This is a genomic window from Pseudomonas sp. P108 (assembly GCF_032613195.1).
Taxonomy (GTDB): Bacteria; Pseudomonadota; Gammaproteobacteria; order Pseudomonadales; family Pseudomonadaceae; genus Aquipseudomonas.
In genome coordinates, this window is the sequence record NZ_CP126691.1 from 2020477 (window position 1) to 2045718 (window position 25242).

The 25242-nt window shown below is 59.3% G+C and carries 23 protein-coding genes and 1 pseudogene; 4 read left to right on the top strand and 20 right to left on the bottom strand.

From position 1 onward, the window contains the following. Positions 1 to 4: 4 nt before the first annotated feature. The 3 genes from QOM10_RS08930 to QOM10_RS08940 all read right to left on the bottom strand — a co-directional run bounded on the left by QOM10_RS08930 (position 5) and on the right by QOM10_RS08940 (position 2276). On the bottom strand, positions 5 to 811 hold the full coding sequence (locus QOM10_RS08930; protein ID WP_137219056.1) for an alkaline phosphatase family protein: 807 nt from the start codon (positions 809 to 811) through the stop codon (positions 5 to 7). Between the two features lie 181 nt (positions 812 to 992). After that, positions 993 to 2060: an ABC transporter substrate-binding protein gene (locus QOM10_RS08935; RefSeq protein ID WP_007916337.1), complete on the bottom strand. Its 1068-nt coding sequence runs from the start codon at positions 2058 to 2060 to the stop codon at positions 993 to 995. A 75-nt stretch (positions 2061 to 2135) separates the two neighbouring features. Then, entirely contained in the window at positions 2136 to 2276 is a 141-nt protein-coding gene (locus tag QOM10_RS08940) for a hypothetical protein (protein WP_160038873.1), read from the bottom strand. Positions 2277 to 2410: 134 nt separating this feature from the next. On the opposite strand from QOM10_RS08940, the gene QOM10_RS08945 reads away from it, so the two are divergent. Next, a complete protein-coding gene (locus QOM10_RS08945; RefSeq protein WP_007916338.1) occupies positions 2411 to 3124 on the top strand; it encodes a UTRA domain-containing protein in 714 nt (237 codons plus the stop codon). A 532-nt stretch (positions 3125 to 3656) separates the two neighbouring features. On the opposite strand, the pseudogene QOM10_RS08950 reads toward QOM10_RS08945, so the two are convergent. From QOM10_RS08950 to minC, 8 genes and pseudogenes are all read right to left on the bottom strand, one after another. Beyond that, positions 3657 to 4992 (bottom strand): annotated as a pseudogene (locus tag QOM10_RS08950) (amidohydrolase). A gap of 64 nt (positions 4993 to 5056) precedes the next feature. Continuing rightward, the gene (locus QOM10_RS08955; protein ID WP_316917891.1) at positions 5057 to 7210 is read right to left on the bottom strand and encodes a mechanosensitive ion channel family protein; all 2154 of its coding nucleotides are present in this window, start codon (positions 7208 to 7210) and stop codon (positions 5057 to 5059) included. A 77-nt stretch (positions 7211 to 7287) separates the two neighbouring features. Beyond that, on the bottom strand, positions 7288 to 7464 hold the full coding sequence (locus QOM10_RS08960; RefSeq protein ID WP_174245051.1) for a hypothetical protein: 177 nt from the start codon (positions 7462 to 7464) through the stop codon (positions 7288 to 7290). Between the two features lie 188 nt (positions 7465 to 7652). Continuing rightward, on the bottom strand, positions 7653 to 8942 hold the full coding sequence (locus QOM10_RS08965) for a M18 family aminopeptidase (RefSeq protein ID WP_034151767.1): 1290 nt from the start codon (positions 8940 to 8942) through the stop codon (positions 7653 to 7655). A 179-nt stretch (positions 8943 to 9121) separates the two neighbouring features. Next, positions 9122 to 9757 carry an RluA family pseudouridine synthase gene (locus QOM10_RS08970; protein ID WP_007960625.1) on the bottom strand — a complete coding sequence of 212 codons (636 nt, stop codon included), beginning with the start codon at positions 9755 to 9757 and terminating at the stop codon, positions 9122 to 9124. Between the two features lie 91 nt (positions 9758 to 9848). After that, positions 9849 to 10103 (bottom strand): cell division topological specificity factor MinE, encoded by a 255-nt coding sequence (gene minE, locus QOM10_RS08975; protein WP_003223146.1) that lies wholly within the window; start codon positions 10101 to 10103, stop codon positions 9849 to 9851. Next, a complete protein-coding gene (minD, locus tag QOM10_RS08980; RefSeq protein WP_007913953.1) occupies positions 10103 to 10915 on the bottom strand; it encodes a septum site-determining protein MinD in 813 nt (270 codons plus the stop codon). The genes minE and minD overlap by 1 nt, the downstream gene beginning before the upstream one ends. Before the next feature lie 169 nt (positions 10916 to 11084). Then, on the bottom strand, positions 11085 to 11822 hold the full coding sequence (gene minC, locus QOM10_RS08985; protein ID WP_026000431.1) for a septum site-determining protein MinC: 738 nt from the start codon (positions 11820 to 11822) through the stop codon (positions 11085 to 11087). Positions 11823 to 11939: 117 nt separating this feature from the next. Between minC and QOM10_RS08990 the strand changes: the two genes are divergently transcribed. Both QOM10_RS08990 and QOM10_RS08995 read left to right on the top strand, forming a co-directional pair. Continuing rightward, positions 11940 to 12872 carry a lipid A biosynthesis lauroyl acyltransferase gene (locus tag QOM10_RS08990; RefSeq protein WP_095114336.1) on the top strand — a complete coding sequence of 311 codons (933 nt, stop codon included), beginning with the start codon at positions 11940 to 11942 and terminating at the stop codon, positions 12870 to 12872. A 35-nt stretch (positions 12873 to 12907) separates the two neighbouring features. Continuing rightward, positions 12908 to 14080, top strand: a complete 1173-nt coding sequence (locus QOM10_RS08995) for a patatin-like phospholipase family protein (protein ID WP_127926398.1) — start codon at positions 12908 to 12910, stop codon at positions 14078 to 14080. Between the two features lie 90 nt (positions 14081 to 14170). Here the strand turns inward: QOM10_RS08995 and QOM10_RS09000 are convergent, their stop codons facing one another. The 8 genes from QOM10_RS09000 to puuE all read right to left on the bottom strand — a co-directional run bounded on the left by QOM10_RS09000 (position 14171) and on the right by puuE (position 22330). Next, positions 14171 to 14956 (bottom strand): outer membrane protein OmpK, encoded by a 786-nt coding sequence (locus tag QOM10_RS09000; RefSeq protein ID WP_095119997.1) that lies wholly within the window; start codon positions 14954 to 14956, stop codon positions 14171 to 14173. A 373-nt stretch (positions 14957 to 15329) separates the two neighbouring features. Beyond that, positions 15330 to 16115 carry an outer membrane protein OmpK gene (locus QOM10_RS09005; RefSeq protein WP_316917892.1) on the bottom strand — a complete coding sequence of 262 codons (786 nt, stop codon included), beginning with the start codon at positions 16113 to 16115 and terminating at the stop codon, positions 15330 to 15332. Positions 16116 to 16277: 162 nt separating this feature from the next. Further along, positions 16278 to 17636, bottom strand: coding sequence for a nucleobase:cation symporter-2 family protein (locus QOM10_RS09010; protein WP_007913967.1), 1359 nt, complete (start codon positions 17634 to 17636; stop codon positions 16278 to 16280). Between the two features lie 167 nt (positions 17637 to 17803). Continuing rightward, positions 17804 to 19111 carry a urate hydroxylase PuuD gene (locus QOM10_RS09015; RefSeq protein WP_316917893.1) on the bottom strand — a complete coding sequence of 436 codons (1308 nt, stop codon included), beginning with the start codon at positions 19109 to 19111 and terminating at the stop codon, positions 17804 to 17806. Positions 19112 to 19162: 51 nt separating this feature from the next. Then, the gene (locus QOM10_RS09020) at positions 19163 to 19666 is read right to left on the bottom strand and encodes an ureidoglycolate lyase (protein ID WP_016982872.1); all 504 of its coding nucleotides are present in this window, start codon (positions 19664 to 19666) and stop codon (positions 19163 to 19165) included. Between the two features lie 141 nt (positions 19667 to 19807). Then, complete coding sequence (alc, locus tag QOM10_RS09025) at positions 19808 to 20803, bottom strand: allantoicase (RefSeq protein ID WP_007913974.1); 996 nt, start codon at positions 20801 to 20803, stop codon at positions 19808 to 19810. Positions 20804 to 20891: 88 nt separating this feature from the next. Next, positions 20892 to 21407, bottom strand: a complete 516-nt coding sequence (gene uraD, locus QOM10_RS09030; protein ID WP_127926403.1) for a 2-oxo-4-hydroxy-4-carboxy-5-ureidoimidazoline decarboxylase — start codon at positions 21405 to 21407, stop codon at positions 20892 to 20894. After that, the gene (gene puuE / locus QOM10_RS09035; RefSeq protein WP_038366990.1) at positions 21404 to 22330 is read right to left on the bottom strand and encodes an allantoinase PuuE; all 927 of its coding nucleotides are present in this window, start codon (positions 22328 to 22330) and stop codon (positions 21404 to 21406) included. The genes uraD and puuE overlap by 4 nt, the downstream gene beginning before the upstream one ends. Positions 22331 to 22750: 420 nt before the next feature. Here puuE and uraH point away from each other — a divergent pair, with 420 nt between their 5' ends. Then, on the top strand, positions 22751 to 23104 hold the full coding sequence (uraH, locus tag QOM10_RS09040) for a hydroxyisourate hydrolase (RefSeq protein WP_003223171.1): 354 nt from the start codon (positions 22751 to 22753) through the stop codon (positions 23102 to 23104). 183 nt (positions 23105 to 23287) lie between these two features. On the opposite strand, the gene QOM10_RS09045 is transcribed toward uraH, so the two are convergent. After that, positions 23288 to 25204, bottom strand: a complete 1917-nt coding sequence (locus QOM10_RS09045; RefSeq protein ID WP_316917894.1) for a hypothetical protein — start codon at positions 25202 to 25204, stop codon at positions 23288 to 23290. Between the last annotated feature and the right edge of the window lie 38 nt (positions 25205 to 25242).

The window sequence follows — 25242 nt, forward strand, 5'->3', positions numbered from 1 at the left end:
GAGTTCACTTGAGCAACTCCCGGCACACCGGTTTGTCATGGGGCACGCCGAGCAGTTCGCAGACCGTGCCGCAGATTTCGGTCTGCTTCGGTGCGGCGTCAGCGTTGAGGCTGAACGCGTCACCGAGGACAAACAGCGGCACCTGACGCTCTTCCGGCAGCAGGCCGTTGTGCGAGCGATCGTTGTTCATGCCGTGGTCGGCGGTCACCAATACCTGATAGCCAGCGTCGAGCCAGTTCTGCAGATAGTCGGCGAGGATGATGTCGGCGAAGCGCGCGCTGTTGCGGTATTGCGAAGAGTCGAGGCCGTGTTTGTGCCCGGCGTCGTCAATGTTCATCGGATGGATCAGCAGGAAATCCGGATCGTGGCGCAGGCGCAGGTTTTCTGCGTCGGCGAACAGGTGCGAGTCCGGGTAGTGATCGCTCCAGTAGAAATGCCCGTGCTGGATCGGCAGCGACAGATTGTCGGTGTGGCGGTCGCGTGCTGCCACGAACGGCGAACGGTTATACAACTCGCTAACCCAGTGATACGCCGCTGCCGCGGTTTTCAGGCCGGCATCGCGGGCGTAGTGATAAATGCTGCGCTGATTGGACAAGCGCGAGACGTTGTTGTGGACGATGCCGCTGTCGATCGGCGGCACGCCGGTGAGGATGCATTCATAAAGCGGTCGGGACAGGGCCGGCAGTTCGCACTCCAGTTGATAGAGCGCGGCGCGTCCTGCGCCAACATAAGCCTGCAGATGCCCCATGGCGTGACGCGCGACCTCGTAGTTGAGGCCGTCGAGCACGACAAGGATGACGTTGTGCTTCATAGGGGCAAAAACTCCGCGAAACAGGAAATTTCAGATTCAACCGAGATCCCCTGTAGGAGTGAGCCTGCTCGCGATAGCTGTTGAACATTCAACGACAATGTTGACTGAATTACCGCTATCGCGAGCAGGCTCACTCCTACATGGGGATTTGTTTCAGATCACACAGTAGTGATCAGTCGCTTTATTTCATCTCTACGATGACTTCCTCGTTCCACTGCTGTGGCAGGGCCTTGGAAGTCTTTTCCCACGCATCGGCGTCTTTGATCGGGGTGACCTTTTTGTACTGCTCGTTCGGCAGCAGTTTGGCTTTCACGTCTTCCGGCAGTTGCAGGTGTTCGGCGCGGATCGGACGGGCGTTGCCGCGCGCGAGGTTGGTCTGGCCGGCGTCACTGAAGATGTATTCGCGGGTCAGCTTGGCGGCGTTCGGGTTTTTCGCGTACTTGTTGATGATCGTGGTGTAGCCGGAAATCACCGAACCGTCGGACGGGATCAGCACCACGTAGTCATCCGGGTTGGCCATCTTGGCTTTGTAGCTGAGGCCGTTGAAGTCCCAGACCACACCGACTTCGATCTCGCCTTTTTCCATGGTGGCGATGGTCGGGTTAGCCATCGACAGACGACCTTGCTTGGCGATGTCGGCGAACAGCAGCAGCGCAGGCTTGATGTTTTTCTCGTCGCCACCGTTGGCCAGTGCTGCAGCCAGAACGCCGTTGGCGGCTTGTGCGGCGGTGCTCACGTCACCGATGGAAACCTTGTATTTGCCGCCCTTGAGGTCTGCCCATTTGGTCGGTACTTCGGAGCCGTGCAGCAGTTTTTTGTTGACGATGAAGGCGATGGTGCCGGTGTAGGCCAGCGCCCAGTTGCCGTCCTTGTCCTTGGCCCAGTCCGGAACCTGATCCCAGGTGCTTGGCTTGTACGGTTGCACCACGCCTTGCTTGACCGCGATCGGGCCGAAGGCCGCACCGACGTCGCCGATATCGGCGGTGGCGTTATCTTTTTCCGCGGCAAACTTGGCGATTTCCTGGGCCGAGCTCATGTCGGTGTCGATGTGTTTCAGGCCGTAGGTTTTGGCCAGGTCTTCCCAGGTGCCTTTCCAGTTGGCCCAGTCATCGGGCATGCCGACGCTGTTGACGGCACCTTCCGCTTTCGCAGCGGCTTCGAGGGTTTTCAGATCGGTGCCGGCCGCCATGGCGGAGGTGCACATTGCAATGGTCGAGCCTAACAGTGTTGCCAGGAAAAGCTGTTTCATTCCGAAGCTCCTTGGTCGTGTTCAACGCTGCGATTGCGGTGTGTGTTGGTCTAGGTCAGCAATACCTGAGCCAATTTAGGCGGGCTGGATGACACTTTGATGTCGGCGGCCCTGCGGCAGGTCTTTTGTTTGCTCGGTATCAGCGGTTGCCAGATAAGCGTAGACCATGCCCAAGCCCCGGCGGACAAGGGACTTGGCCGATGTATTGCAAGTCATGAGGACGACCGTTCGGTAGTTTTGTCATCTCTCGGTCATCTGCACTGCCTAGGCTTGCAATACCACGCAACGGCTCGATTGCCGTGCGATTTTGCCCTGAAACAGTGCTGGTCTAGTCCAGATAGGTAACGTTGATGCGCGATGAGGCAACAAAAGCGGTGACAGCGATTGGCCAGGTGCTGCAGGAACAACTCGATCACGGGTTGCTGGCGGCGGGCAGCAAGTTGCCGGCCGAGCGCAAGCTCAGTGAGTTGTTCGGTACGACGCGGATTACCGTGCGTGAGGCGTTGTTGCAGTTGGAGGCGCAGGGGCAGATTTATCGCGAGGAGCGACGGGGCTGGTTCGTTTCGCCGCCGCGTCTGGCGTACAACCTGATGCAGCGCAGTCACTTTCACGCAATGGTCAGTGCGCAGGGGCGGGTGCCGTCGACCGAGGTGATTTCGGCACGTTTGCAGCCGGCGTCGGCGGCGGTGTGTGCCTGGTTGCAGTTGCCGGCGTTGTCGAGTGTGATTCAGATTTGTCGGTCACGGCGGATTGATGGGCGGTTGGTGTTGTATGTGGAGCACTATTTGAATCCGCAGTTTTTTCCGGGGATTCTTGAGTTTGATTTGAATCAGTCGATGACCGAGTTGTATGCGCGGCATTACGATTTGCACTATGGGCGGGTGCGTTTTGAGATTGTGCCTACGTCGTTGTCGGTGGATGCGGCGGCGGCTTTACGGGTGTCGGTGGGGAGCCCGGGGTTGCGGATTGCTCGGGTCAATTATGATCAGCATGAGCGGTTGATTGATTGTGATCTGGAGTTTTGGCGGCATGATGCGATTCACGTTGGGGTTGATGTTGTTTGAGCTTTGAGCTTTGACCTTGGCGGCCTGTGGGCCGACCAGGCTATTGGGTTCTGTGTGAATATCCGTTTCTGCGGGTGTCGCGGCTGGCGGTTTCGCTCTTACAGCGACTCACTTTTCCAGGCGCCGAAAAGTAAGCAAAAGGCTGGGCCCCGGCGTTCGGCCCGCTCGCTGGGGCTCGGGGTTCCTTCGCTCCGGGATCGATCCGGGGGCATCGCTTCCGGTTTGCTTCGCTGCACCTCCTTTCGATGTGTTCGACTTCGTCGAACGGCGCTGCGCGCCCACCCCCGGATCAATCCCTCCACTCAGCCTGCCGAAGGGGCCAGCACGGCAAGATCAAGAGCGGTACTCGAGCTTGCGCTCATTGTGTTGAGTGGGGCGGCTTTGCCGCGTGGGTTGTTCGCAAATCAAAACTGTGGGAGCCAGCCCTGCTGGCGATGGCGGCCTGACAGCCGACCAATTTCTGGAAGGGTGCATATAGTCCAAATGTGGGAGCGAGCCTGCTCGCGAAAGCGCCCCCACAGTCACCTCATCCCTATTTGCCTACCCCCGCATTGGCATACAAATAATCCGTCGCCAACGAGGCCAATGTCCTCACGCCCACCACCAGCGCCGACTCATCCACAAAGAACCCGGGATTATGATTCGGCGCTGCCTTGCTCATGTCCTGATCCCTCGGTGTCACGCCGAGAAACACAAACAGCCCCGGCACTTCCTTGGCAAAGAACGAAAAATCTTCCGCGCCCCCCACCAGCGGTGCATTCACCACATCATCCTTGGCCGCCCACTTCAACGTCGGCAGCATCTTTTCCGTCAGCACCGGATTGTTGATGGTCGGGTCGTATTTTTCGATGATGGTGACGTCGGCTTTGGCGCCGCCGCTTTCGGCGATTTTTTTCCACGGTCTGGCGTACGTCGGCATGCAGTTTCTGGCGGATGCCGTAGTCGTAGGAGCGGATCGTGCCGGTCATGTCGACCGTTTCGGGAATGATGTTGTAGCGCGTTCCGCCGTTGATTGTGCCGATGCTGACCACTGACGGATAAGAGGAGATGTCGGTGCGGCGGCTGACCACGGTTTGCAGGCCGACGATGGTTTGTGCGCCGACGGTGATCGGGTCGATGCCGTCCCATGGGCGGCCGGCGTGGGTTTGTTTGCCGAGGATTTTGATGCGCAGGTCGTCGGAGCTGGCGAGGGTGGCGCCGGGGCGGTAGGCGATCTGGCCGGCGGGGACGCCGGCCCAGACGTGCAGGCCGAAAACGGCGTCGGGTTTCGGTGATTTCATCACGCCTTCCTCTACCATCATTTTCGCGCCCCAGGTGTTTTTGCCGTCGGGGATGAAGTCGCTCGGGCCTTCCTCGGCGGGCTGGAAATAGAACACCACGGTGCCGGGCAGGGTGTCGCGCATGCCCGTGAGAATTTTCGCCGTGCTCAGCAGGATCGCGGTGTGGGCGTCGTGGCCGCAGGCGTGCATGACGTCGACTTCTTTGTCCAGATAGATGCCTTTGGCTTTCGAGGCGAACGGCAGGTCGGCGACTTCCTTGACCGGCAGCGCGTCCATGTCGGCGCGCAGGGCCACGGTCGGGCCGGGCAGGGCGCCTTTGAGGACGGCGACCACGCCGGTACGGGCGACGCCGGTTTTCACTTCCAGGCCCATGGCCTTGAGTTGTTTGGCGACCAGTTCGGCGGTGCGTTTTTCAGTGTTGCCGAGTTCTGGATGAGCGTGGATGTCGCGGCGGGTTTCCAGCAGTTCCGGCTCAAGCTTTTGCGCTTGTTCGGCGATTTGCGTGCGGGTGCTTTCCAGCGTTGCGGCGCCAGCGTGGCTGGCGAACAGGGTGAATAGAACGGCTTGGGCAATGCGCGTCAGTTGCATCGGGTTCTCCTTGATTATTGTTGTCGGGCTTCCCTGCCTGTGACTGCAACCGCGCGCCTGAGTGCTATTCCTTCGGCTGACCGCCACCGGCAGTGATCACTTGCACGCTCATGCGCGGCGTTGCCAGATCGAGTCCGGCTTCGTCGAGGTGGCGTTTGAGCGACAGGTTGAAGGCTCGGGACACTTCCCATTGTTTGATCGGCGCAGTCTTGAACCGCGCGCGCAGAATCGCGCTGCCGGATTCGAAACTCTCGACACCCTGAATCTCCAGCGGCGACCAGATATTGCGCCGCTGTAGCGGATCGGTACGCATCTTCTGCCCGACTTCACGCATCAGTTTGATCGCGTCGTCGATTTCCATGTTGTACGGCACCGCGACGCGGAAGATCGCGTAGCCGAATTCGCGGGAGTAGTTCTTGATGCTTTTGATTTCGCTGAACGGGATGGTGTGGACGATGCCATCGATGTCGCGCAGGCGCACGGTGCGGATGGTCAGGCCTTCGACGGTGCCGAGGTGGCCGCCGACGTCGACGTAGTCATCGATGGCCAGCGAGTCTTCGATGATGATGAACAGGCCGGTAATCAAGTCCGCGACCAGCGACTGTGCACCGAAACCGATGGCCAGACCGATCACACCGGCACCGGCCAGCAGTGGCGTGACGTTCATGCCCATGTTCGCCAGCGCGACGATCAGCGCAATGATGAAGATCGCCACGAACAGCACGTTGCGGATCAGCGGCATCATCGTTTGCGCACGGGCATTCGCCAGGCCTTTGCGCGAGCGGGTGAGGGCGTGGTGTACAGCGGTGTCGGCGAGGATCCAGATCAGCCAGGAGAAAATCAGTGTGCCGATCAGGCTGAACAGTTTGACGCTGACATCATGCCCTTCGCCCTCGGCGAAACCGATCAGCGACTGGCCCCAGACGCGCAGGCCGAGTTCGATGAAGACCAGCCACACCAGCAGATGCGCGAGGGTGTAGAAGAAGCTTTTCAGCCGCTCCGAATACAGCGCGTGACGTTTCGGCCCGCGTTGCGGTTTCAGTGAGTGACGGCGCACGAGGCCGTTGATCACCATGCACAACACCAGCAACACGGTGCAGATCAGTGACTGGCGCAGTGCGGTGCTGGTGTCGCCGGCGGAAACGAACGTTGCAAACAGCGAGATGCCGACCAGCACCAGCGCCGGCACGTACCAGAAGGTGCCGAGGATTTCGATGGTGTCGCTGAGGGCGCGGCGGGTCAGGCGTCGTGACAGCGGCTGGTTGCGGATCAAGTGCGCGATCGGTCGACGGAAACGCAGAATGAACAGGCCGGTCGACAGTGCCGCGAGGACATTGGCGATGGTTGCGGCGGTGTGGGCCAGATGCACGCCGAGGCTTTCGATCAGGCGCGGATCATTCAACGCTTCGCCGAACGCGGCGAAGCTGCCGATCAGCCACAGCGGACGGAACGCCTGATGACGCAGGATATACAGCGCACGATGGCGGTGCGGGCCATCGAGCAGGGAAAACGCGATCACGCAGATCGCCGAGAAGCAGGTGCCGACCACCAGCGCATAGGCCAGCACCATCGCCAGGCTTTTGCCCAGCGACGACGGCAGGGCGTAGCTCATGTAGACGGTCATCACCAACGCGATCAGCCACGGCCCGAGCTTGCGCAAAGCGAAGCGCAGCATGTCGAGGGCCTTGGGGTGTTGCGGCAATTCTTCGGTGAGGCCGAAGCGCATGCGCACCCGGTGACCGAGCCAGATCAGCGCAGCGGCGAGCAGACTCCACACCATCAGAATCATGGCGAAACCGAAGATGATCGGCAGCCATTCGTTGGCCGGCAGCATCATCGCGCTCAGTTCGTCCTTGGCCTGTTCGAACTCGTTGCCCCAGCGGTTGAGCGGGCTGTCGGCGCCGGTGAATTGTTTTTCGAAGTTAGCGAGGGTGCCGCCGATCAAGCCGAGCACGCCTTCTTCAGGGCTGGCCTGAGCCTTTTTGGTGGCGTCGCGCAGCTTCTTCAGATCGGTCAGCAGCTGTGCGCGTTGCTTGTCGTTTTCCAGCGACTTGATGACTTCGTCGAGGGACTGGCCGAGCGGTTCCTGGGCTTCCGGTTGGGCTTTGTTGGTGTTGAGCAGACCGGGCAAGCCGACCGCGTGGGCGGGCGCCAGCGGCAACAGCGTCATCAGGCAGACGAGGAACAGACTGGGCAAAGCAAAAAGACGAGCGAACACTAGGCGATCAACCTCGCAAGGGGCGGATTCGCTGGAGTGTACGAGGCCCACCCCGTCAATGCGAGCCGGGTGCGGATTTATTCGTTGAGTTTGGCGAGGATCTTGTACACCACGGTGGCGAGGATCGTCAGCATGCCGACCCACATGGCAAACACCCCGGCGTTCTTGTCGCGGAAGTTGAAGCCGATGGCCAGCAGGATCATTCCGCTCAGAATCGGAACGAGCATGGCGTGGAACGAAGACATCGAGATCATGGAGACTGCCTTGTCGAAATGAATGATGTAAGTCTAGGTCGGTTTTGGCGGAGCGGTTCTGATGTGTATCAGAATTGAGCCGGTTTCAGGATGAAATTTGTAGGGTCTGAACTGGCGCTTTCGCGAGCAGGCTCGCTCCCACAGTTTGGAATGCATTCCAGGGTGGGAGCCAGTCTGCTGGCGAAGTTTTACGGCAACTCGCGGCAGGCGTAGAACGCGCTGAGCACTTTAACCAGGTGCGCCAGGTCGTGGCTGCCGCACAGTTCGCGGATCGAGTGCATGGCGAAGGTCGGCAGGCCGATATCAACGGTGCGCACGCCGAGGTGGCTGGCGGTGATCGGGCCGATGGTCGAGCCACAGCCCATGTCGCTGCGTACCACGAAGCTTTGCACCGGGACTTCTTCGGCCATGCACAGATGACGGAAGAAGCCGGCGGTTTCGCTGTTGGTCGCATAGCGCTGGTTGCTGTTGACCTTGATCACCGGGCCGGCGTTGAGTTTCGGGCCGTGGTTGGCGTCGTGCTTTTCGGCGTAGTTGGGGTGTACACCGTGGGCGTTGTCGGCCGAGACCAGCAGGGATTTCTGGATGGTGCGGACGAACTCGTCACCTTCCGGCAGCAGACGGCGCAGGGTCTGTTCGAGCATCGGGCCGTCGGCACCGCAGGCCGAGCAGGAACCGACTTCTTCGTGGTCGTTGCACACCAGCACGCAGGTTTCGTCGGTTTCGGCGGTGAGCAAGGCTTGCAGGCCGGCGTAGCACGACAACAGGTTATCGAGGCGCGCGCCGGCAATGAAGTCGCCATTGAGGCCAATCACTGCAGCACTTTGCGTGTCGTAGAAGCTCAGCTCGTAATCGAGCACGACGTCGGCGTTCAAGCCATGTTCGCGGGCCAGTTGATCGGTGAGTACGGCACGGAAGTCGACGCGTTCGTCACCGGCAAATTGCGCGAGGATTGGTGGCAGTTCGGTCTGCGCGTTGATCGCCCAGCCCTGATTGGCTTCACGGTTGAGGTGAATGGCCAGGTTCGGAATGATCGCGATTGGCGCCTTGAAGTCGATCAATTGGCTTTCGACTTTGCCGTCGCGGCGGAAGGTGACGCGGCCGGCCAGCGACAGGTCGCGGTCGAACCACGGTGCCAGCAACGCACCGCCGTAGACTTCAACGCCCAGTTGCCAGAAGCCCTGACGCTGCAGTTCCGGTTGCGGCTTGACCCGCAGGCACGGGCTGTCGGTGTGTGCGCCAACCAGGCGGATGCCGCCGTGCAGGGGGGAGGTGCGGCCCATTTTGATCGCGACGATCGAAGAGTCGTTACGGGTGACGTAGTAGCGGCCGTTAGGCTCGGTGGTCCATGGCTCACGCTCGTCGAGGCGCACGTAACCGGCAGCCTCCAGACGCTGCACCAGACTGGCGGTGGCGTGGAACGGGGTAGGGGAGGCCTTGAGAAAGTCGATCAGGCCTTGGTTCAACTCTTCGCGCATAAGAAACTCCAGACAGCAATGGGCGGGAGTTTAACGCATCGGCCGGGGAATTGAATCTGCACCCGAACCCTTGTGGGAGCGAGCCTGCTCGCGAAAGCGATTGATCAGTCAACATCAATGCTGAATGTGAAACCGCTTTCGCGAGCAGGCTCGCTCCCACAGGGAGTCAGTGTGGTCTTTCAGAACGGCGCGGGGCACTCGAAGCGCAGGCGTTCGCCGGTTTGCGGATGAGTAAAGCTGAGCATGCTCGCGTGCAGGCACAAACGGGGCCATGCCGCCAGCGCCTGCTCATGGGCGTAGAGCCCATCACCGAGCAGCGGATGCCCGATCGACAGCATGTGCACGCGCAATTGATGCGAACGGCCAGTAATCGGCGTCAGCTCTACACGACACCAGTCACCGCAACGCTCCAGCACACGCCAGAAAGTCAGCGCATGCTTGCCGAATTCATGGTCGACCACATGACGCGGCTTGGTCGGTGGGTCGTAACGCAGCGGCAAGTCGATGCTGCCACTGTCGAGTTCCGGCTGACCCCAGGCCAACGCGGTGTAGGCCTTTTCGGTTTCGCGGTCGTGAAACTGGCGCGACAGTTCGCGATGAGTGTCGGCGTCACGCGCGAGCAAAATGATGCCGGAGGTTTCCCAGTCCAGGCGATGGACGATGCGCGCTTCCGGGTAGCCGTTTTCCTGCAAACGGGTAATCAGGCAGTCCTTGTTGTCGTCAGCGCGACCGGGCACCGAAAGCAGCAAGGTGGGTTTGTCGACCACCAGTACAGCGGCGTCCTGATGAATGATGCGGATGTTGGACAGCGGCATTAAAACAGCCTCGTAACAAATGCCAACGGCGGTTCAGGGCCATTTCACTGAAGGAATGGCCCTGAACCGCCGTCGTACCTGCCAAATCGACTCAGCGATCGGGCAGGGTGATGTTGAGTTCCAGAATCGAGCAACTGCCCTGGCTTTCCAGTGCAACATGTACGTCGTCGTTGCCGATGTTGACGTACTTGCGGATCACGTCGACCAGTTCCTTCTGCAAGGCTGGCAAGTAATCCGGCGTGCTGCGCTGGCCGCGCTCATGCGCCACGATGATCTGTAGACGCTCTTTCGCTACCGAGGCGGTACTTGGCTTTTTGTTGGCACGAAAGAAGTCAAAAAGGTTCATTACCTACCTCCAAACAGGCGCTCGAAGAATCCCTTCTTCTCGACATCGAGGAAACGGTGGGCTTTTTCTTTGCCCAGCAAACGGTCGACGGTATCGCTGTACGCCTGACCGGCATCGCTCTGGTCGTCGAGAATCACCGGAACGCCCTGGTTGGATGCCTTGAGCACCGCCTGGGATTCCGGGATCACGCCGAGCAGCGTTACCGAGAGGATTTCCTTGACGTCTTCAACGCCCAGCATTTCGCCCTTTTCAACACGCTCCGGGTGGTAGCGGGTGATCAGCAGGTGTTCCTTGATCGGATCTTCGCCACGTTCGGCGCGGCGCGATTTGCTCGCCAGCAGGCCGAGCATGCGGTCCGAATCTCGTACCGAAGACACTTCCGGGTTGGTCACGACGATCGCTTCGTCAGCGAAGTACATGGCCAGGTGCGCACCTTTTTCGATGCCCGCCGGGGAGTCGCAGACGACGAACTCGAATTGTTCCTTGAGCTCCATCAGGACTTTTTCCACGCCTTCGACGGTCAGCGCGTCTTTGTCGCGGGTCTGACTGGCGGCCAGTACGTAGAGGTTTTCCAGGCGCTTGTCTTTGATCAGGGCCTGTTGCAGGTTGGCTTCGCCGTTGACCACGTTGACGAAGTCATACACCACGCGGCGCTCGCAACCCATGATCAGGTCAAGGTTACGCAAGCCCACGTCGAAGTCGACGATCACTGTTTTGTGGCCGCGCAGTGCGAGGCCGGTACCGATAGCGGCGCTGGTGGTGGTCTTACCCACACCACCCTTGCCGGATGTAACCACGAGAATCTTGGCCAAGGTGTTTCACCCCTAAGGAAGAAGGACTTTTTAGCCCCTGAAAAACATCTCTTGAAAACTACTGCAGTCGGACAGCCTTGGCTGGAATTCGGCGTTGAGCCTTTTTCCTACTTCGTTTGAGCCGTTTTCGCTACGTTTTAGAGATGCTTGGAAAATGCGGCAGTATCCGTTAAAGCCGAATGATGTTCAACACGTCGCCCGACAGGCTGACCTGTACGCCCGAGCCCCACATCGGGTCGCGGCGCAAATCTTCGGAAACCTTGTAATGACCGGCGATGGAGATCAGTTCAGCGCTCAATTGCTGACAGAAAATCCGTGCCTTGGTGTCACCCTTCACGCCGGCCAGCGCCCGACCACGCATCGGGCCGTATACATGGATGTTGCCATCGGCGAGAAGTTCCGCCCCCGGACTGACCGAAGACACCACGACCAGATCGCCACCCTGGGCATATATCTGTTGGCCACCACGTACTGGCGTGGTGATGACGCGGGTCGGTTTGACCGTTGGCTCCGGCGGTTTTTCCGGCTTCTTTTTGACTTCGGCTTCGGGAGTTTCCAGCGGCCGTTCGCGGGCGCCCGACGGCGGCAGCACCGGAATATCGATGGCGATGGCGGCGGCGATGTCTTCGATGCGGCTGGCGCGAATCGCCAGGGTGCGCAGGCCATGTTGACGGCAGACGCGCATCAGGCCCGGCAGATCGACGGCGCCTTCGCTCGGTGGCAGTTTGTCCAGCGCCAGAACCAGCGGCGCGTTGCTGAAGAAGTTCGGCGCCTGGGCGACTTTGGCGGCCAATTGCCGATCGAGGCTTTCGAGGTCGTTACGGGCCAGTTCCAGCACAGTAATGGCCAGCATGCTGCCCTTGAGCTGGAATACGGGATCTTGGTCTAACGGTTCGGTTTGGCTCATGTCGGCATACAACGGCTTGTCACTAAAAGTGCCGAGACTTATAACGAGAACGCCCGCGAGCCGCAAGCCGGGTCGAACGATGTAGAATGCGCGGCCACTGTATTTACGGAAGCTTTAATGGATCGCCCGCGTTTTCGAAAAGCATTTTTATCGCCACGCTTCTGGCCGCTCTGGTGCGGTCTGGGGCTTTTGTGGCTGATCGTGCAGCTGCCTTATCCGGCGTTGCTGACCATCGGTCGAGTTTTGGGCGCCTTGATGTATCGCGTGGCTGGCGACCGGCGGCGCATCGCCAAGCGCAATCTTGAGCTGTGCTTCCCGGAAAAATCCGCCGCCGAGCGCAAACGTCTGCTCAAGGAAAATTTCGCCTCCACCGGCATCGCCTTTTTTGAAATGGCCATGAGCTGGTGGTGGTCGCGTGAGCGCCTGGCCAAGCTGGCCCATGTCGAAGGCCTGGAGCATTTGCAAAAGGCCCAGCGCGAAGGCAAAGGCGTGATCCTGATGGCCGCGCATTTCACCACGCTGGAAATCGGTGCAGCGCTGCTCGGCCAGCAGCACACCATCGACGGCATGTACCGCGAGCACAAGAATCCGTTGTTTGACTATGTTCAGCGTCAGGGCCGTGAGCGGCACAACCTCGATTCGCTGGCGGTGGAGCGTGACGACGTGCGCGGCATGCTCAAGTTGCTGCGTTCCGGTCGCGCGATCTGGTACGCACCGGATCAGGACTATGGCGCCAAGCAGAGCATCTTCGTGCCGCTGTTCGGCATTCAGGCAGCGACCGTGACGGCGACCACCAAGTTCGCGCGTCTCGGCAAGGCGCTGGTGGTGCCGTTCACGCAGGAGCGTCTGGCCGACGGCAGCGGTTATCGCTTGGTGATTCATCCGCCGTTGGAAGATTTCCCCGGCGAAACCGAAGAAGCCGACTGCATTCGCATCAATCAGTGGGTCGAGAGCGCTTTACGTGCCTGCCCTGAGCAATACCTGTGGGCGCATCGACGCTTCAAGAGCCGTCCACCGGGCGAGCCGAAGTTGTACGCCAAACGCGGTTGATTGACCCATCCCTATAAGCACCATGGAGCGTTGCGATGAGCCCAGCTGAACCGGTCACAGGTTTGATTCTTTCCGGCGGCGGGGCTCGGGCGGCGTATCAGGTGGGGGTGCTGGCGGCGATTGCCGAATTGCTGCCGTTGGGTGCGGACAATCCGTTTCCGGTGATCGTCGGCACCTCGGCCGGGGCAATCAATGCGGTCAGCCTCGCCAGTGGCGCAACCGATTTTCGCGCTGCGATCGAGCGTCTCACCTTGTTCTGGCAAGGCTTTCGCAGCCATCGCGTGCTACGCAGTGACTGGCCCGGTGTTATTCGTCAGGCCAGCCGCTTTGTCAGCCACAGCTTGTTGGGGATGGGGCGGCAACTACCGGTGGCGTTGCTCAACAGTTCACCGCTGCGCAAACTGCTCAATGAAAAACTGCACATGCCTGGCATCGCCGAATCCATCGCGCGCAAGCAATTGCATGCGGTGGCGGTGACCGCGTTCGGCTATGAGTCGGGGCAAGCGGTGACGTTCTATCAGGGCGGCGGCACGATCGATTCATGGCTGCGCCATCGGCGTATTGGTGTGCCGACGCAACTGTCGGTGGACCACTTGCTGGCCAGTTCGGCGATACCGTTGTTGTTCGCGCCGGTGAAAATTGGCGATGAATACTTTGGCGATGGCGCGGTGCGGCAGTCGGCGCCGATCAGCCCGGCGCTGCACTTGGGCGCGAGCCGGGTGCTGGTGGTCGGTGTCAGCGGCAACCCGCGCGGGTTTGATCCGCAGCAGCCGCTGGAGCGCACTTACACGGGGCAACAGCCGACGCTGGCGCAGATTGGCGGGCACATGCTCAACAGCACGTTCATCGACAGCCTCGAGAGCGATATCGAGTTGCTCCAGCGTCTCAACCAGTTCAGCCACTTGATGCCTGCCGGCACGCCGACGCGCGAGCTGGGCGTGGCGCCGGTGGAGGTGCTGGTGATTTCGCCGAGTCAGCCGATCGACGAGATTGCGGCGCGGCATCGCCAGGAGTTGCCGGCGGCGTTGCGTTTGTTTCTGCGTGGGCCGGGGGCGACCAAGACCAGTGGGGCAGGGGTGTTGAGTTATCTGCTGTTCGAGGCGGGGTATTGCAGCGAGTTGATTGATCTGGGGCGCAGGGATGCATTGGCCAAGCGCGAGGAGCTTTGCCGGTTTTTGGGCATATCCGAAGCGGTGGTCCCGGCCTGAAATCTGCGGGGAGGCCTTCGCGAGCAGGCTCGCTCCCACATTGGAACTCGGTCGAATGTGGGAGCGAGCCTGCTCGCGAAGCTCTTGAAATCAGAAGTGGAACTTCACCAGGAAGCTCGTGGTGCTCTGATTGGTCTTGAACGCACCGGTGTCGTCGATGCCGTACTTGTCTTTCCAGTAGTCGTATTCAACACCGACATACAACTGCTTCTCGCCAAAACTCAACGCCTTGCCCAAGTCGTATTTGACCTGTGGGTTGAAGTGCAGGTTGGCGTGGTAGTCGCCTTTGGAGTTGGAGTCGTTGTCGGTGACCCAGTCCATGAAGCCGTCGATCAGGATGTCCGACTTGCCGACCGGGATGGTGTAGGACCAGACCGGGGTGATCTGCCAGACGTTGTCACCGGCGCGAGCACCCTGGGTGTGACGCTGGTAGAAGTTCAGCTGGAAGTAGTCGAAGCCCGGAATCGCCAGGTCGAAGCCTGGACCGATCAGGTACGACTCGGTGTCGCCTTCGCCGAACTCGTAAGTCATCGCCACCAGGACGTCTTTGATCGGGCCGAACTCGATTTTCTGGTCGAGCACTTTGCCCAGCGAGATGCGCGGGCTGAACTCACCGTAGTAGGTGTTTGGACCGTTGCTGAAGTCCTTGCCACCGTTGTAGAAGATCTTGTCGAAGAAGAAGAAGTTGTCCCCATAAGTCCACGCATCGGCGTGCTCGAAGGTAACGGTTTGCTGGATGCGCGGGTTGACCTGGAAGTCCTTGCCATACAGGTAGGTCAGGCTGTTGTTCTGCCACTGCAGCAGGCCCTCGGCCATGGCCTGGCCGCCGGCCAACATCGATCCCGCGAGCATCAGGCTGGTGCACATACGTTTCATTCGGTTGCTCCCAAAGTAGGTGTTCCACGTTTATTTTTTTAAGATCGGCGCTCTGGTGTGGCGCCTTTTTTCGTTGCTGCAAAAGTCATCCGATCGGTCAGCTTCGTTGCTGTTAGCAAGAGCCGAGCCAAGGCTTTCGAAAAGCAAAAAAACACCCGCTCGGCTGCTGAAAAACAGTCGATTGAGTGTGTTTTCGGGATGCCTCGGTACTGACCGGGGCCGGGATAAGTTGGCTTTTCGGTCAGGAATTAAATCCGGGCTTTTTTTTAGACCGAATTCAAGAGGCCGCGGAGAATACTGACTCAACGGCCAGGCCTCAAGTGCCCCGCAACAGAGCACCGACGACAGGTATGGGGCACGGTTGCGGGCCATCTTAAAAGTGCACCTTGACCAGCAGGCTGGCGGTGTTCTGATTGGTGTCGAAGTTGTGCGTGTTTTCAACGCCGTATTTATTTTTCCAATAGCTGTATTCGGTGCCGACGTACAGCTGCTTGTGGCTCCAGCCGAGGGCTTTGCCCAAGTCATATTTGATCTGCGGATTGATGTGCAGGTTGGCGTGGTAGGTGCCGCGCGAGTTCTCATCGTTGTCGACCACCCAATCGAGATAGCCGTCGATCAGCACATCGGAATTACCGAGGGGAAAGCTGTAGGACCAGCCGGGGGTGATCTGCCAGACGCCGTCGCCGGGGCGCGGGCCTTCGGTCTGGCGGCGGAGAATGTTCAGGGTGACGTAGTTGAAGCCAGGCACCTTGAGGTCGAAGCCGGGGCCGATCAGGTAGGCCTCGCTGTCGCCTTCGCCGTACTCGTAAGTCATCGCCAGCAAGATGTCTTTGATCGGGCCGAACTCGAGTTTCTGGTCGAAGATCTTGCCGAACGAGAAGCGCGGGGTGAATTCACCGTAGAAGGCGTGCGGGCCTTTGTTCGCGTCTTCTTTGCCGTTGTAGAAGATCTTGTCGACGAACAGGAAGTTGTCGCCGTACTTCCACTTGTCGGCGTGCTCGAAGGTCAGCGTCTGCTGAATCGACGGGTTGATCGCGAAGTTCTTGCCGTACAGATAGCTGAGGCTGTTGGTCTGCCACAGCAGCAAATCGCCGGCCATGGCCTGACTCGCGGCCAGCAGGCCGCCACTCAACAGAACGTTGGTTTGCGTGCGAATCATCTGTTGCTCCCTCTTGTTTTTATTGTTTGAGGCGCAGAGCTGTTGCGCGCCCTTGTAGGAGCGAGCCTGCTCGCGAAGAGGGCGTGTCAGTCGCCATCACTGTTGAATGACATACCGCTTTCGCGAGCAGGCTCGCTCCCACAGGGTTTTGTGGTGACTCCGTCAGTGCTGGTGGGCGTGGCAGTCGTTGATCGCTGCGCGCTCTTTACCGCCGAGAATGTTGAACAGCAGGTTCAGCGTCAGCGCGCTGAGGGTCGCCATGGCGATGCCGCTGTGTGTAATCGGGCTCATCCACAGTGGCAGATGCGCGAAGAACTCCGGACGCACTACCGGGATCAGGCCCATGCCGATGCTCACCGCCACCAGCAACTGGTTGCGACGGTCACCGATGTCGGCTTCCTGGAGAATCTTGATGCCGGTGGCCGCGACCATGCCGAACATCGCAATCGCTGCGCCGCCGAGTACTGCCGGTGGAATCGATGCCACCAGGAACGCGGCTTTCGGCAGCAGGCTCAGCACGATCAGCAAGCCACCGGCAACGATGGTCACCGAGCGGCAGCGCACGCCGGTCATCTGCACCAAGCCGATGTTTTGCGCGAACGAGGAGTGGGTGAAGGTGTTGAAGAAACCGGCGACAAACGACGCGCCGGCATCACACAGCAAGCCGCGACGCAGCATGCGCGGGCAGACTTCCTGGCCGGTGATTTTGCCCAGCGCGAGGAACATCCCGGTAGATTCCACGAAGATGATCACCACCACCAGACACATTGACAGGATCGGCGCGAGTTCGAATTTCGGCATGCCGAAATGCAGCGGAGTGACGAACTGAACCCATGGCGCGTTGGCCATGCCGCTCAGATCCACCATGCCGATCGCGCCGCACAGGATGTAGCCGAAGCACATGCCGATCAGTACGGAAATGTTGACCCAGAATCCGCGCATGAAGCGGTGGACCAGCAGAATGGTACCCAACACCAGTGCGGCGATGGCCAGATAAATCGGTGAGCCGAATTGCGCTGCGGCGGCGCCGCCACCGGCCCAGTTCACGGCCACGGGGAACAGCGACAAACCGATCGAGGTGATGACCGTGCCGGTCACCAGCGGCGGAAAGAAGCGCACGACTTTGGACATGAACGGCGCGATGAGCATGCCGAAGAAACCGGCGGCAATCGTCGCACCGAAGATGCCTTGCAGACCGATACCGGGCATGCCGGCCATGGCGACCATGCTGCCGACAGCTGCAAAACTGGCGCCCATCATCACCGGCATGCGAATGCCCATCGGGCCGATGCCCATGGACTGCACGATGGTGGCGATACCGGCGACCAGCAGGTCGGCGTTGATCAGGAAGGCAATTTCTTCACGACTCAGGCCAGCGGCCTGTCCAATGATCAGCGGCACCGCGATGGCACCACCGTACATCAGCAGAACATGTTGCAAACCGACCAGGATCAGTTGCAAAAGGGGCAATCGCTGAATGGCGGGTGCGTCGGGGATGCGCGCTTTGGACAGCTCGGACATGCAACACCTCGGATCTTTTTATTCTTGTGATTGAACAGCTGCCGGGTTGCTCACAGCTGTTTCTTTGCATCAGGCAGACCGCATTGCGGCCATTCGCGAGCAGGCTCGCTCCCACAGGGATTGAAGGTGTCCTTGTGGGAGCGAGCCTGCTCGCGAAGCTTTGTTGCTTAGTTGGTCTGTGCTCCCTGGGCAATCCATGCACCGATCAGGTCACGTTCCTGCTGGGTCATCTGCGTGATGTTGCCCAGTGGCATGATCTGCGTGGTGATGGCTTGCGCCTGGATGCGCGCCGCGTTCTGACGGATCTGCTCAGGGGTGTCGAGCATCACACCCGCTGGAGCTGCGCTGAACAACGGACTGGTTGGTTTGGCCGAGTGGCAAACCGCACAACGTTCTTGAATCACGGTGTGGACTTTGTCAAAGCCAGGACCTGCGTTGGAGGCTTGTGCGGGTGCAGCAGGTTCAGCAGGGGCTGCCGGTGCTGCTTCAGCCGATTTCGCGCCACCGCCCAGTGCCGTTTCCGGCAGCGGTTGGTACTCGATTTTCGCTGGTGCCTTGGCCACTTCCGGCGCGGTCGACATCGGCATCGGGCCGGTGACGTACGCCAGACTGATCATGCCCACCGCTGCCACAGGCAAGGTCCAGGCAAACTTGTGGCTGTCGTGACGGGTGTTGAAATAATGACGCACCAACACCGCCAACACGGCGATCCCGGCCAGGATCAACCAGTTGTACTGGCTGCCATAGGTGCTCGGGAAGTGGTTGCTGATCATGATGAACAGCACCGGCAGGGTGAAATAGTTGTTGTGACGCGAACGCAGCAAGCCTTTGGCTGGCAGCGCCGGATCCGGCGTACGGTTCTCGGCAATCGCCGCGACCAGTGCGCGTTGCGCCGGCATGATGATGCGGAACACGTTACCGACCATGATGGTGCCGATGATCGCGCCGACGTGCAGGTACGCACCACGACCGCTGAACACTTTGCTGAAGCCATACGCCGCGCCGATGATCAGCACGAACAGAATGAAGCCCAGCAGAGCAGGGCGTTTGCCCAAGGCTGAGTCGCACAGGAAGGAGTAGATGAACCAGCCGATAAACAGCGAGCCGATACCGATGGCTACGCCTTCAGGGCCGCTCAGTGTGCTGCCCGGAGCCAGCAGGTAGAGCGTTGGATTGGAGTAGAACACCACGCACAGCAGCGCGATACCCGACATCCAGGTGAAGTAGGCTTCCCATTTGAACCAGTGCAGGTTCTCCGGCATCGCCGGCGGGGCCAGTTTGTATTTTTCGAGGTGATAGATACCGCCACCGTGGATCGCCCACAGGTCACCGGCCAGACCGGTTTTCGGGTTGACGCGGTTGAGGTTGTTCTCCAGCCAGACGAAGTAGAACGACGCGCCGATCCAGGCCACGCCAGTAATCATGTGAACCCAGCGCACGCTCAGGTTCAGCCATTCCAACAGATGTGCTTCCACAGTCTTTACCTCTCGCCTGTCACTCTTGTTGTCGAGTGATCAGACCTTCTCTTATTGGTGGGGGGCGAGGATCAAACGCTCATCCTCTTTGAAAAAATGCTCATCGCAGTTATTGCCTGTGCCACTGCGATCAACCACCAGGAAGTCATCCCGCTTTTCGATCGTCAGCACCGGATGGTGCCAAACGCCGCGATGGTAATTAATGCCCTGCCTGCCGTTGGTGACGAAGGCGCGGACCAAGCCTGATACAGGTTCATCACCAAGTGGCGCGACCACGATCAGAAAGGGGTTGCCGAGCAGCGGTATGAAAGCCTGGCTGCCCAGCGGATGGCGTTCCAGCATGCAAACGGTCAGCGGCATGTCCTGCGCGTCGGCGCGGAAAATGCTGATGATCGCGTTGTCCTCAGGCTGAGCGGTTTCGACCGTCGCCAGTTTATGGAAGCGCATGGTCGAACCGTTGTTGATCATGAAGTGATCGCTGCCGTCGGTTTCGATCACGTCACCGAAAGGGGCGAAGGCTTCTTTGGTCAGCGGTTCAATCGTTAGTGTGCGCATGCTGTTCTTCTTTTCGTTGAGTGATCGTTCCCACGCTCCGCGTGGGAATGCAGCCCGTGACGCTCCGCGTCACATCCAGAGTGGACGCAGAGCGTCCAGTGATGCATTCCCACGCAGAGCGTGGGAACGATCATTGCGGTGTTATTTAGCGACCTTGCCGAGAACGCGCAGGCGACTCACACCACCATCCGGGAACACGTTCAGGCGGATGTGGGTGATCGGGCCCAGCGCTTTGATCTGCTCGACGAAGGTGTGCTCGGCGTGCATTTCCAGCTTCTGGCTTGGCAGCAGTTCACGCCAGAACAGCGACTGGGTTTCGATCTGGCTGTCAGTACCGCCCTTGACGAACGCGCCCTGGATCGAGCAAGTGTCCGGGTAGTTGCCTTTGAAGTGCAGGGTGTCGACGACGATCTTCTCGATCTCGCCCGGGTGACCCAGTGCGACGATCACCCAGTCATTGCCCGGCGTGCGGCGACGTGCGGTTTCCCAGCCGTCGCCCATGTTGATGCCACGACCCGGGTTGAGGATGTTGCTCATGCGGCCGAAGTGTTCGTCGGAGCAGGCGAGGGCGCGGCCACCATTGAGGGCTGCTGCCAGATCGACTTGCTCGTTGTCGCCAACAGCGGACCAGTCGCGGAACGGAATGCCATACACGCGCAGACGGGCTACACCGCCGTCCGGGTAGATGTTGAAGCGCAGGTGGCTGAACGCTTGGTCGTTGCTGATTTCGTGGTAGTGGTGGCTGTTGCCCTGCAGCTCGACGGCCGACAGCACTTCCGTCCACTGGGTGTTTTCATCAGGCTCGCCCGACGCCAGGAAGCACGCTTCCAGAGAGGCCGATGGCGGGAAGTTGCCGGTGAAGAATGAAGTGTCGATGTCCACGCCTTTGATCGAGCCCGGTACGCCCAGACGGATCACTGCGCTGTCGAAGCCTTCGAAGCGCTTGCGGCGCGATTCCCAGCCGTCCATCCACTTGCCGTTGTCATCGAACACGCCCTCCTTCCATACGGCCGGGGTCGGTTGGAACAGACGATTGGCGTCTGCGAACCAGTCATCGGTGACCGAGATGATTTTGGTGCCCAGACGGGCATCGGCCAGGTTGACGAATTTTTCGAAAGGTACGGCGTAAGCTTTCATTCTTCTTGTCTGCCTTTAAATAAGTGGCTGGGGATGCTTGCAAGACCCTGGGTGCTCTCCGCGTCTGATGCACTCGGGTCAGGCTTCGCTAAAGAGTCAGTAAACGGAACAGGGCGATCTTGTTGATCTCCGCCAGCGCGCATTTGAACTCGGTGTCTTGCGAGTTGTGAATACGCGTTTCGAACGCCGCGAGGATCTGATGCCGGTTGCTGCCTTTTACCGCCATGATGAAGGGAAACTTGAACTTGGCTTTGTAGGCGTCGTTCAGCTCGGTGAAGCGCTGGAACTCTTCGGCCGTGCATTGGTGAATACCGGCGCCAGCCTGTTCATTGGTGCTGGCTTCGGTCAGTTGGCCCTGGACGGCGGCTTTGCCGGCCAGGTCCGGGTGAGCGTTGATCAGTGCCAGTTGACTGGCGTGATCGGCGCTCAACAGGATGTCGCTCATGCGCTGGTGCAGGGTTTCGATCTCGTCGATCGATGTGTCCGCGCCCAGGTCGTAGGCCTTCTCGGCCACCCATGGCGAATGTTCGTAGATGTCGGCGAAGGCTTTGACGAAAGCGTCGCGGCTCAGGCTCGACGGTTGCAGGGTTTGAAAGCGGCTCATTGGGCGGCCCCTTGGTACGGCTGGGTTTCGTGCCAGTGACGCGCGATGTCGACGCGACGGCTGAACCACACCTGTTCATGACTTTTGGCGTATTCGATAAAGCGTTTGAGCGAGGCGATGCGACCCGGACGGCCGATCAGGCGGCAGTGCAGACCGATCGAGAGCATTTTCGGTGCTTCAGCGCCTTCGGCGTAAAGCACGTCGAACGCATCTTTGAGGTATTCGAAGAAATCGTCACCCTTGTTGAAACCCTGCACTTGGGTGAAGCGCATGTCGTTGGTGTCGAGGGTGTACGGGATCACCAGATGCGGTTTGCCGGTCGGGTTGTTCGGTTCCCAGTAGGGCAGGTCGTCGTCGTAGGTATCGCAGTCGTAGAGGAAACCACCTTCTTCCATGACCAGACGACGGGTGTTCGGCCCGGTGCGGCCGGTGTACCAGCCCAGTGGGCGCTCACCGGTGATTTCGGTGAGGATGCGGATTGCTTCGAGCATGTGCTCGCGTTCCTGCGCTTCGTCCATGTACTGGTAGTCGATCCAGCGGTAGCCGTGGCTGCAGATCTCGTGGCCGGCATCGACCATCGCACGGATCACGTCCGGGTGGCGCTGAGCGGCCATGGCCACGGCGAAGATGGTCAACGGAATGTCGAATTCCTTGAACAGTTTCAGAATCCGCCAGACGCCGGCACGGCTGCCATACTCGTAAAGCGATTCCATGCTCATGTTGCGCGCGCCTTGCAGCGGCTGAGCGGCAACCATTTCAGACAGGAAGGCTTCGGATTCTTTGTCGCCGTGCAGAATGTTGCGCTCGCCGCCTTCTTCGTAATTGAGTACGAACGACAGAGCGATGCGGGCATTGCCCGGCCAGTGTGGGTGAGGAGGGTTACTGCCGTAACCGATCAGGTCGCGTGGGTAGTCAGCGCTCACTGCAGTCTTCCTTCTTGTTCGTTGACAGATGTATGTGGCGGCCTGGTAGGCTGGCGTCACAGCGATGGGCTGATTGTATACAACTTTATTCGCAATTTGTAAGCCTGAATTTTCGCATTTTTCACCGACTGTCATCTTTAACTGCTATTGGCGTGAGCCTGCAAGAAACCTGCCTGACCAGTCAGCTAATGGATAGGAGGTTCAATGAATAGGCGTATCGCTGGCTCATCGGCTGGAAACCCCCGAATGGCGGGGGTGATGAGAAAAATGTCGTTTTTATTGTGTACAATTTTTTTGAAAAGTGTCTTAATCAATCGCTCGCCGCAGCGTTTCGTGCTCCGAATCGGTGCGGTCTCCTTTTTATCTGACTTCGGGAGGCGCGAGGTCTGACTGCTCCACGCAGGCAGGCGCGCAGAATCAATGGGACGTTTGACAACACACGTTTTGGACGCTGCACACGGTTGCCCGGGCAGTTCGATCAAGGTCGAGCTGTACCGCGTTGAAGGTTCGCACCTGGAATTGGTCGCCAGTGCGATAACCAACAGCGATGGCCGGGTCGATGCGCCGCTGCTGCAAGGCGACGATTATCGCACCGGCGTTTATCAGGTTCAGTTCCACGCGGGCGATTACTACCGCGCCCGTGGCGTTCAGTTGCCGGAACCGGCATTTCTGGACGTGGTTGTGCTGCGCTTCGGCATTTCTGCCGAACAGGATCACTACCATGTGCCATTGCTGATTTCGCCGTACAGCTATTCCACGTACCGGGGCAGCTGACCCCCAAGCAGCTGCCCCCACCGGGAAGCGACTGCGCATATAGCTTCTTTGGTCTTTCGCCCGCTCACACTGCGGGCTTTTTTTCGTCTGCGCACTTGCCTGTCAATGAATGGCAGGCCAAGAAGTGGCTGAGATTTTTCAGTTCAAGTGAATTTCGCCAGTTTGCGTTGCGTCGAGGAAAAGTCAGCGAAGCCTGGTGATGACAAGACTGTTTCCCTTGGCGGAATGCGGATCGTTGGTACCCACTAAATAAATGATCTTGTCCGCAGCGAGATGATCTTGCAGGGTTATTTTGTCGTGGACTGCGATTTTATTGACCAGTGCCTTTTTCTTCAGCCAGACAGTCGGGTCCTCGGCAAACATGCTGTCGCCCCTGAATTTGTTGGTGAGCAGGATGAACACCGTATCGATACCCTGTCGCTGGATCAGCAGTGCATCCTGCGCTTTATTGCGAAAGCTATAAGACACCCGGTAGCCATTTCCGCGAAGAACAACGTTGAACAAATCGCGTATGGAGTGACCCTCTGTCAGATAGTGCGTTTCGAAAAACGTGTGTGCCTTGAAGTCGATTCGCTGCAATCCTTCAGCGGAAGGCAGAGGCATATGGACGTAATCGTTCGCGTCGACCGCAAGGGGGGACAGGAGCATCAACGGATCGCTCAAGTCCTGGCGCAGGGTTCTTTGATCGCTTACCGACGTTGGGCGATTTTCCCAGTACTTGATCGTGTCGAATAAATCATTGATACCCGGACCAGTCAGTTCTTCCGAGTGACTGGCCCGATTGAAAATCTCCCGCGCCACCTTGTTCGCGGAGTGATTTGAAAGATAAGCAAAGTGGTCGCTGACGTACTGCGTCAGGCTTTTACGAAATGGCAGGCCATCGACGATTCGCCATGAGTCTGCAGCGTGGCCGGTTCTCGAATCCGCCAGCTTCACCACGCCTTGGGGTTGTAACTGTGGAGTAGTGAGGAGCATGTTTTCGAAAGCATCGAAACGTGTGGCAGAAAACTGTGGATGTTTGATAAAGGCCAGCGCGTCAACAGCGTGCGTGGGTTGATCAAGTATGGAAAAGTGCCTGCCGGCGATTTCGATGGAGTCGCCTGCAATGGGTTTTGTGGCGCTCCCCCAGGTTTGCCAGTCGCCAGGATTGTTTACAGAAATCGATGGGCCGGGCAGGTCGCTGTCTCCGGGTAAGCGCGCACGTTTGCTCGGGCCTGGGCTGGCCTCTTCCGGCGGCTGGAGGGTTCGCGAGGTGCCCGGTTGTGGATCCGGTTGCGCACTTGCGGTCTGAAACTGGAGGCGCCAGAGAAATTGCCCGGGAATCTGTTCGACAGTTAAATCGGGCACGTTCGTAGTCGTCGCAGAGGTGAGTTTGTATTCGCCTCGTTCATTCCTGCGAACCATGATGGTTCCGTCTGCAATATCGACGTAGGTTTTCCCCCGTGGCCCTTTTCTGATGCCATTCGGGGATTCATGTGCGGCCGGAAGCAATGTCGCCAGATACGGGTCGACGAAGAGAATCGTTGATGGCAGCTCGGCAGCCACTCCAGGCACTGGCAGACGTCCCGTCGCGGATCGGGCGACATACCACGGTGCTTCAAGGCGCCAGCGTGGCTGGCCGTCGATTTTTCTCAGAATAGGCGGCGTTACCCCCGGTGCCGCGGGCCACGGGATCTGGTAGATACCGTCGCTGTTGAGTTCTGCCCGGTAATACCCGCCTTCTTCCAGCTGTGCGTAAATCTGCCCTTCTGGTGTTACATGCAGCCCGTCAACGGATTCGTGCGCCCGTAACAGGTGAGCCTGCAATCCTGGCAGGGAAATCTCTGCCAGCCGGGCGTTGGCTTCGGTAATCAGCGGATCGGTAATGTAGCTCACCACCACATGGGGCTCGGCTACGACGTCGCGGCCTGACGCAGTGGCAATCAACGGGTCGGGCACTCGATTGGGGTCAGGAGATAAAGTGGCAGGATGTCCGTTGTTGCTTGCACGGTCCGTGACGACATCGACATCGACATCGACATCGACTTCGATCACGGGCCTGGTGGTTGTGGATGTGTCGGGCGACACAGGGCGAACGGTGATTTTGCTCGTTTTAATCATGGCAATTGCTCTAAACGGTCCTTCGTCATATCGCCGAC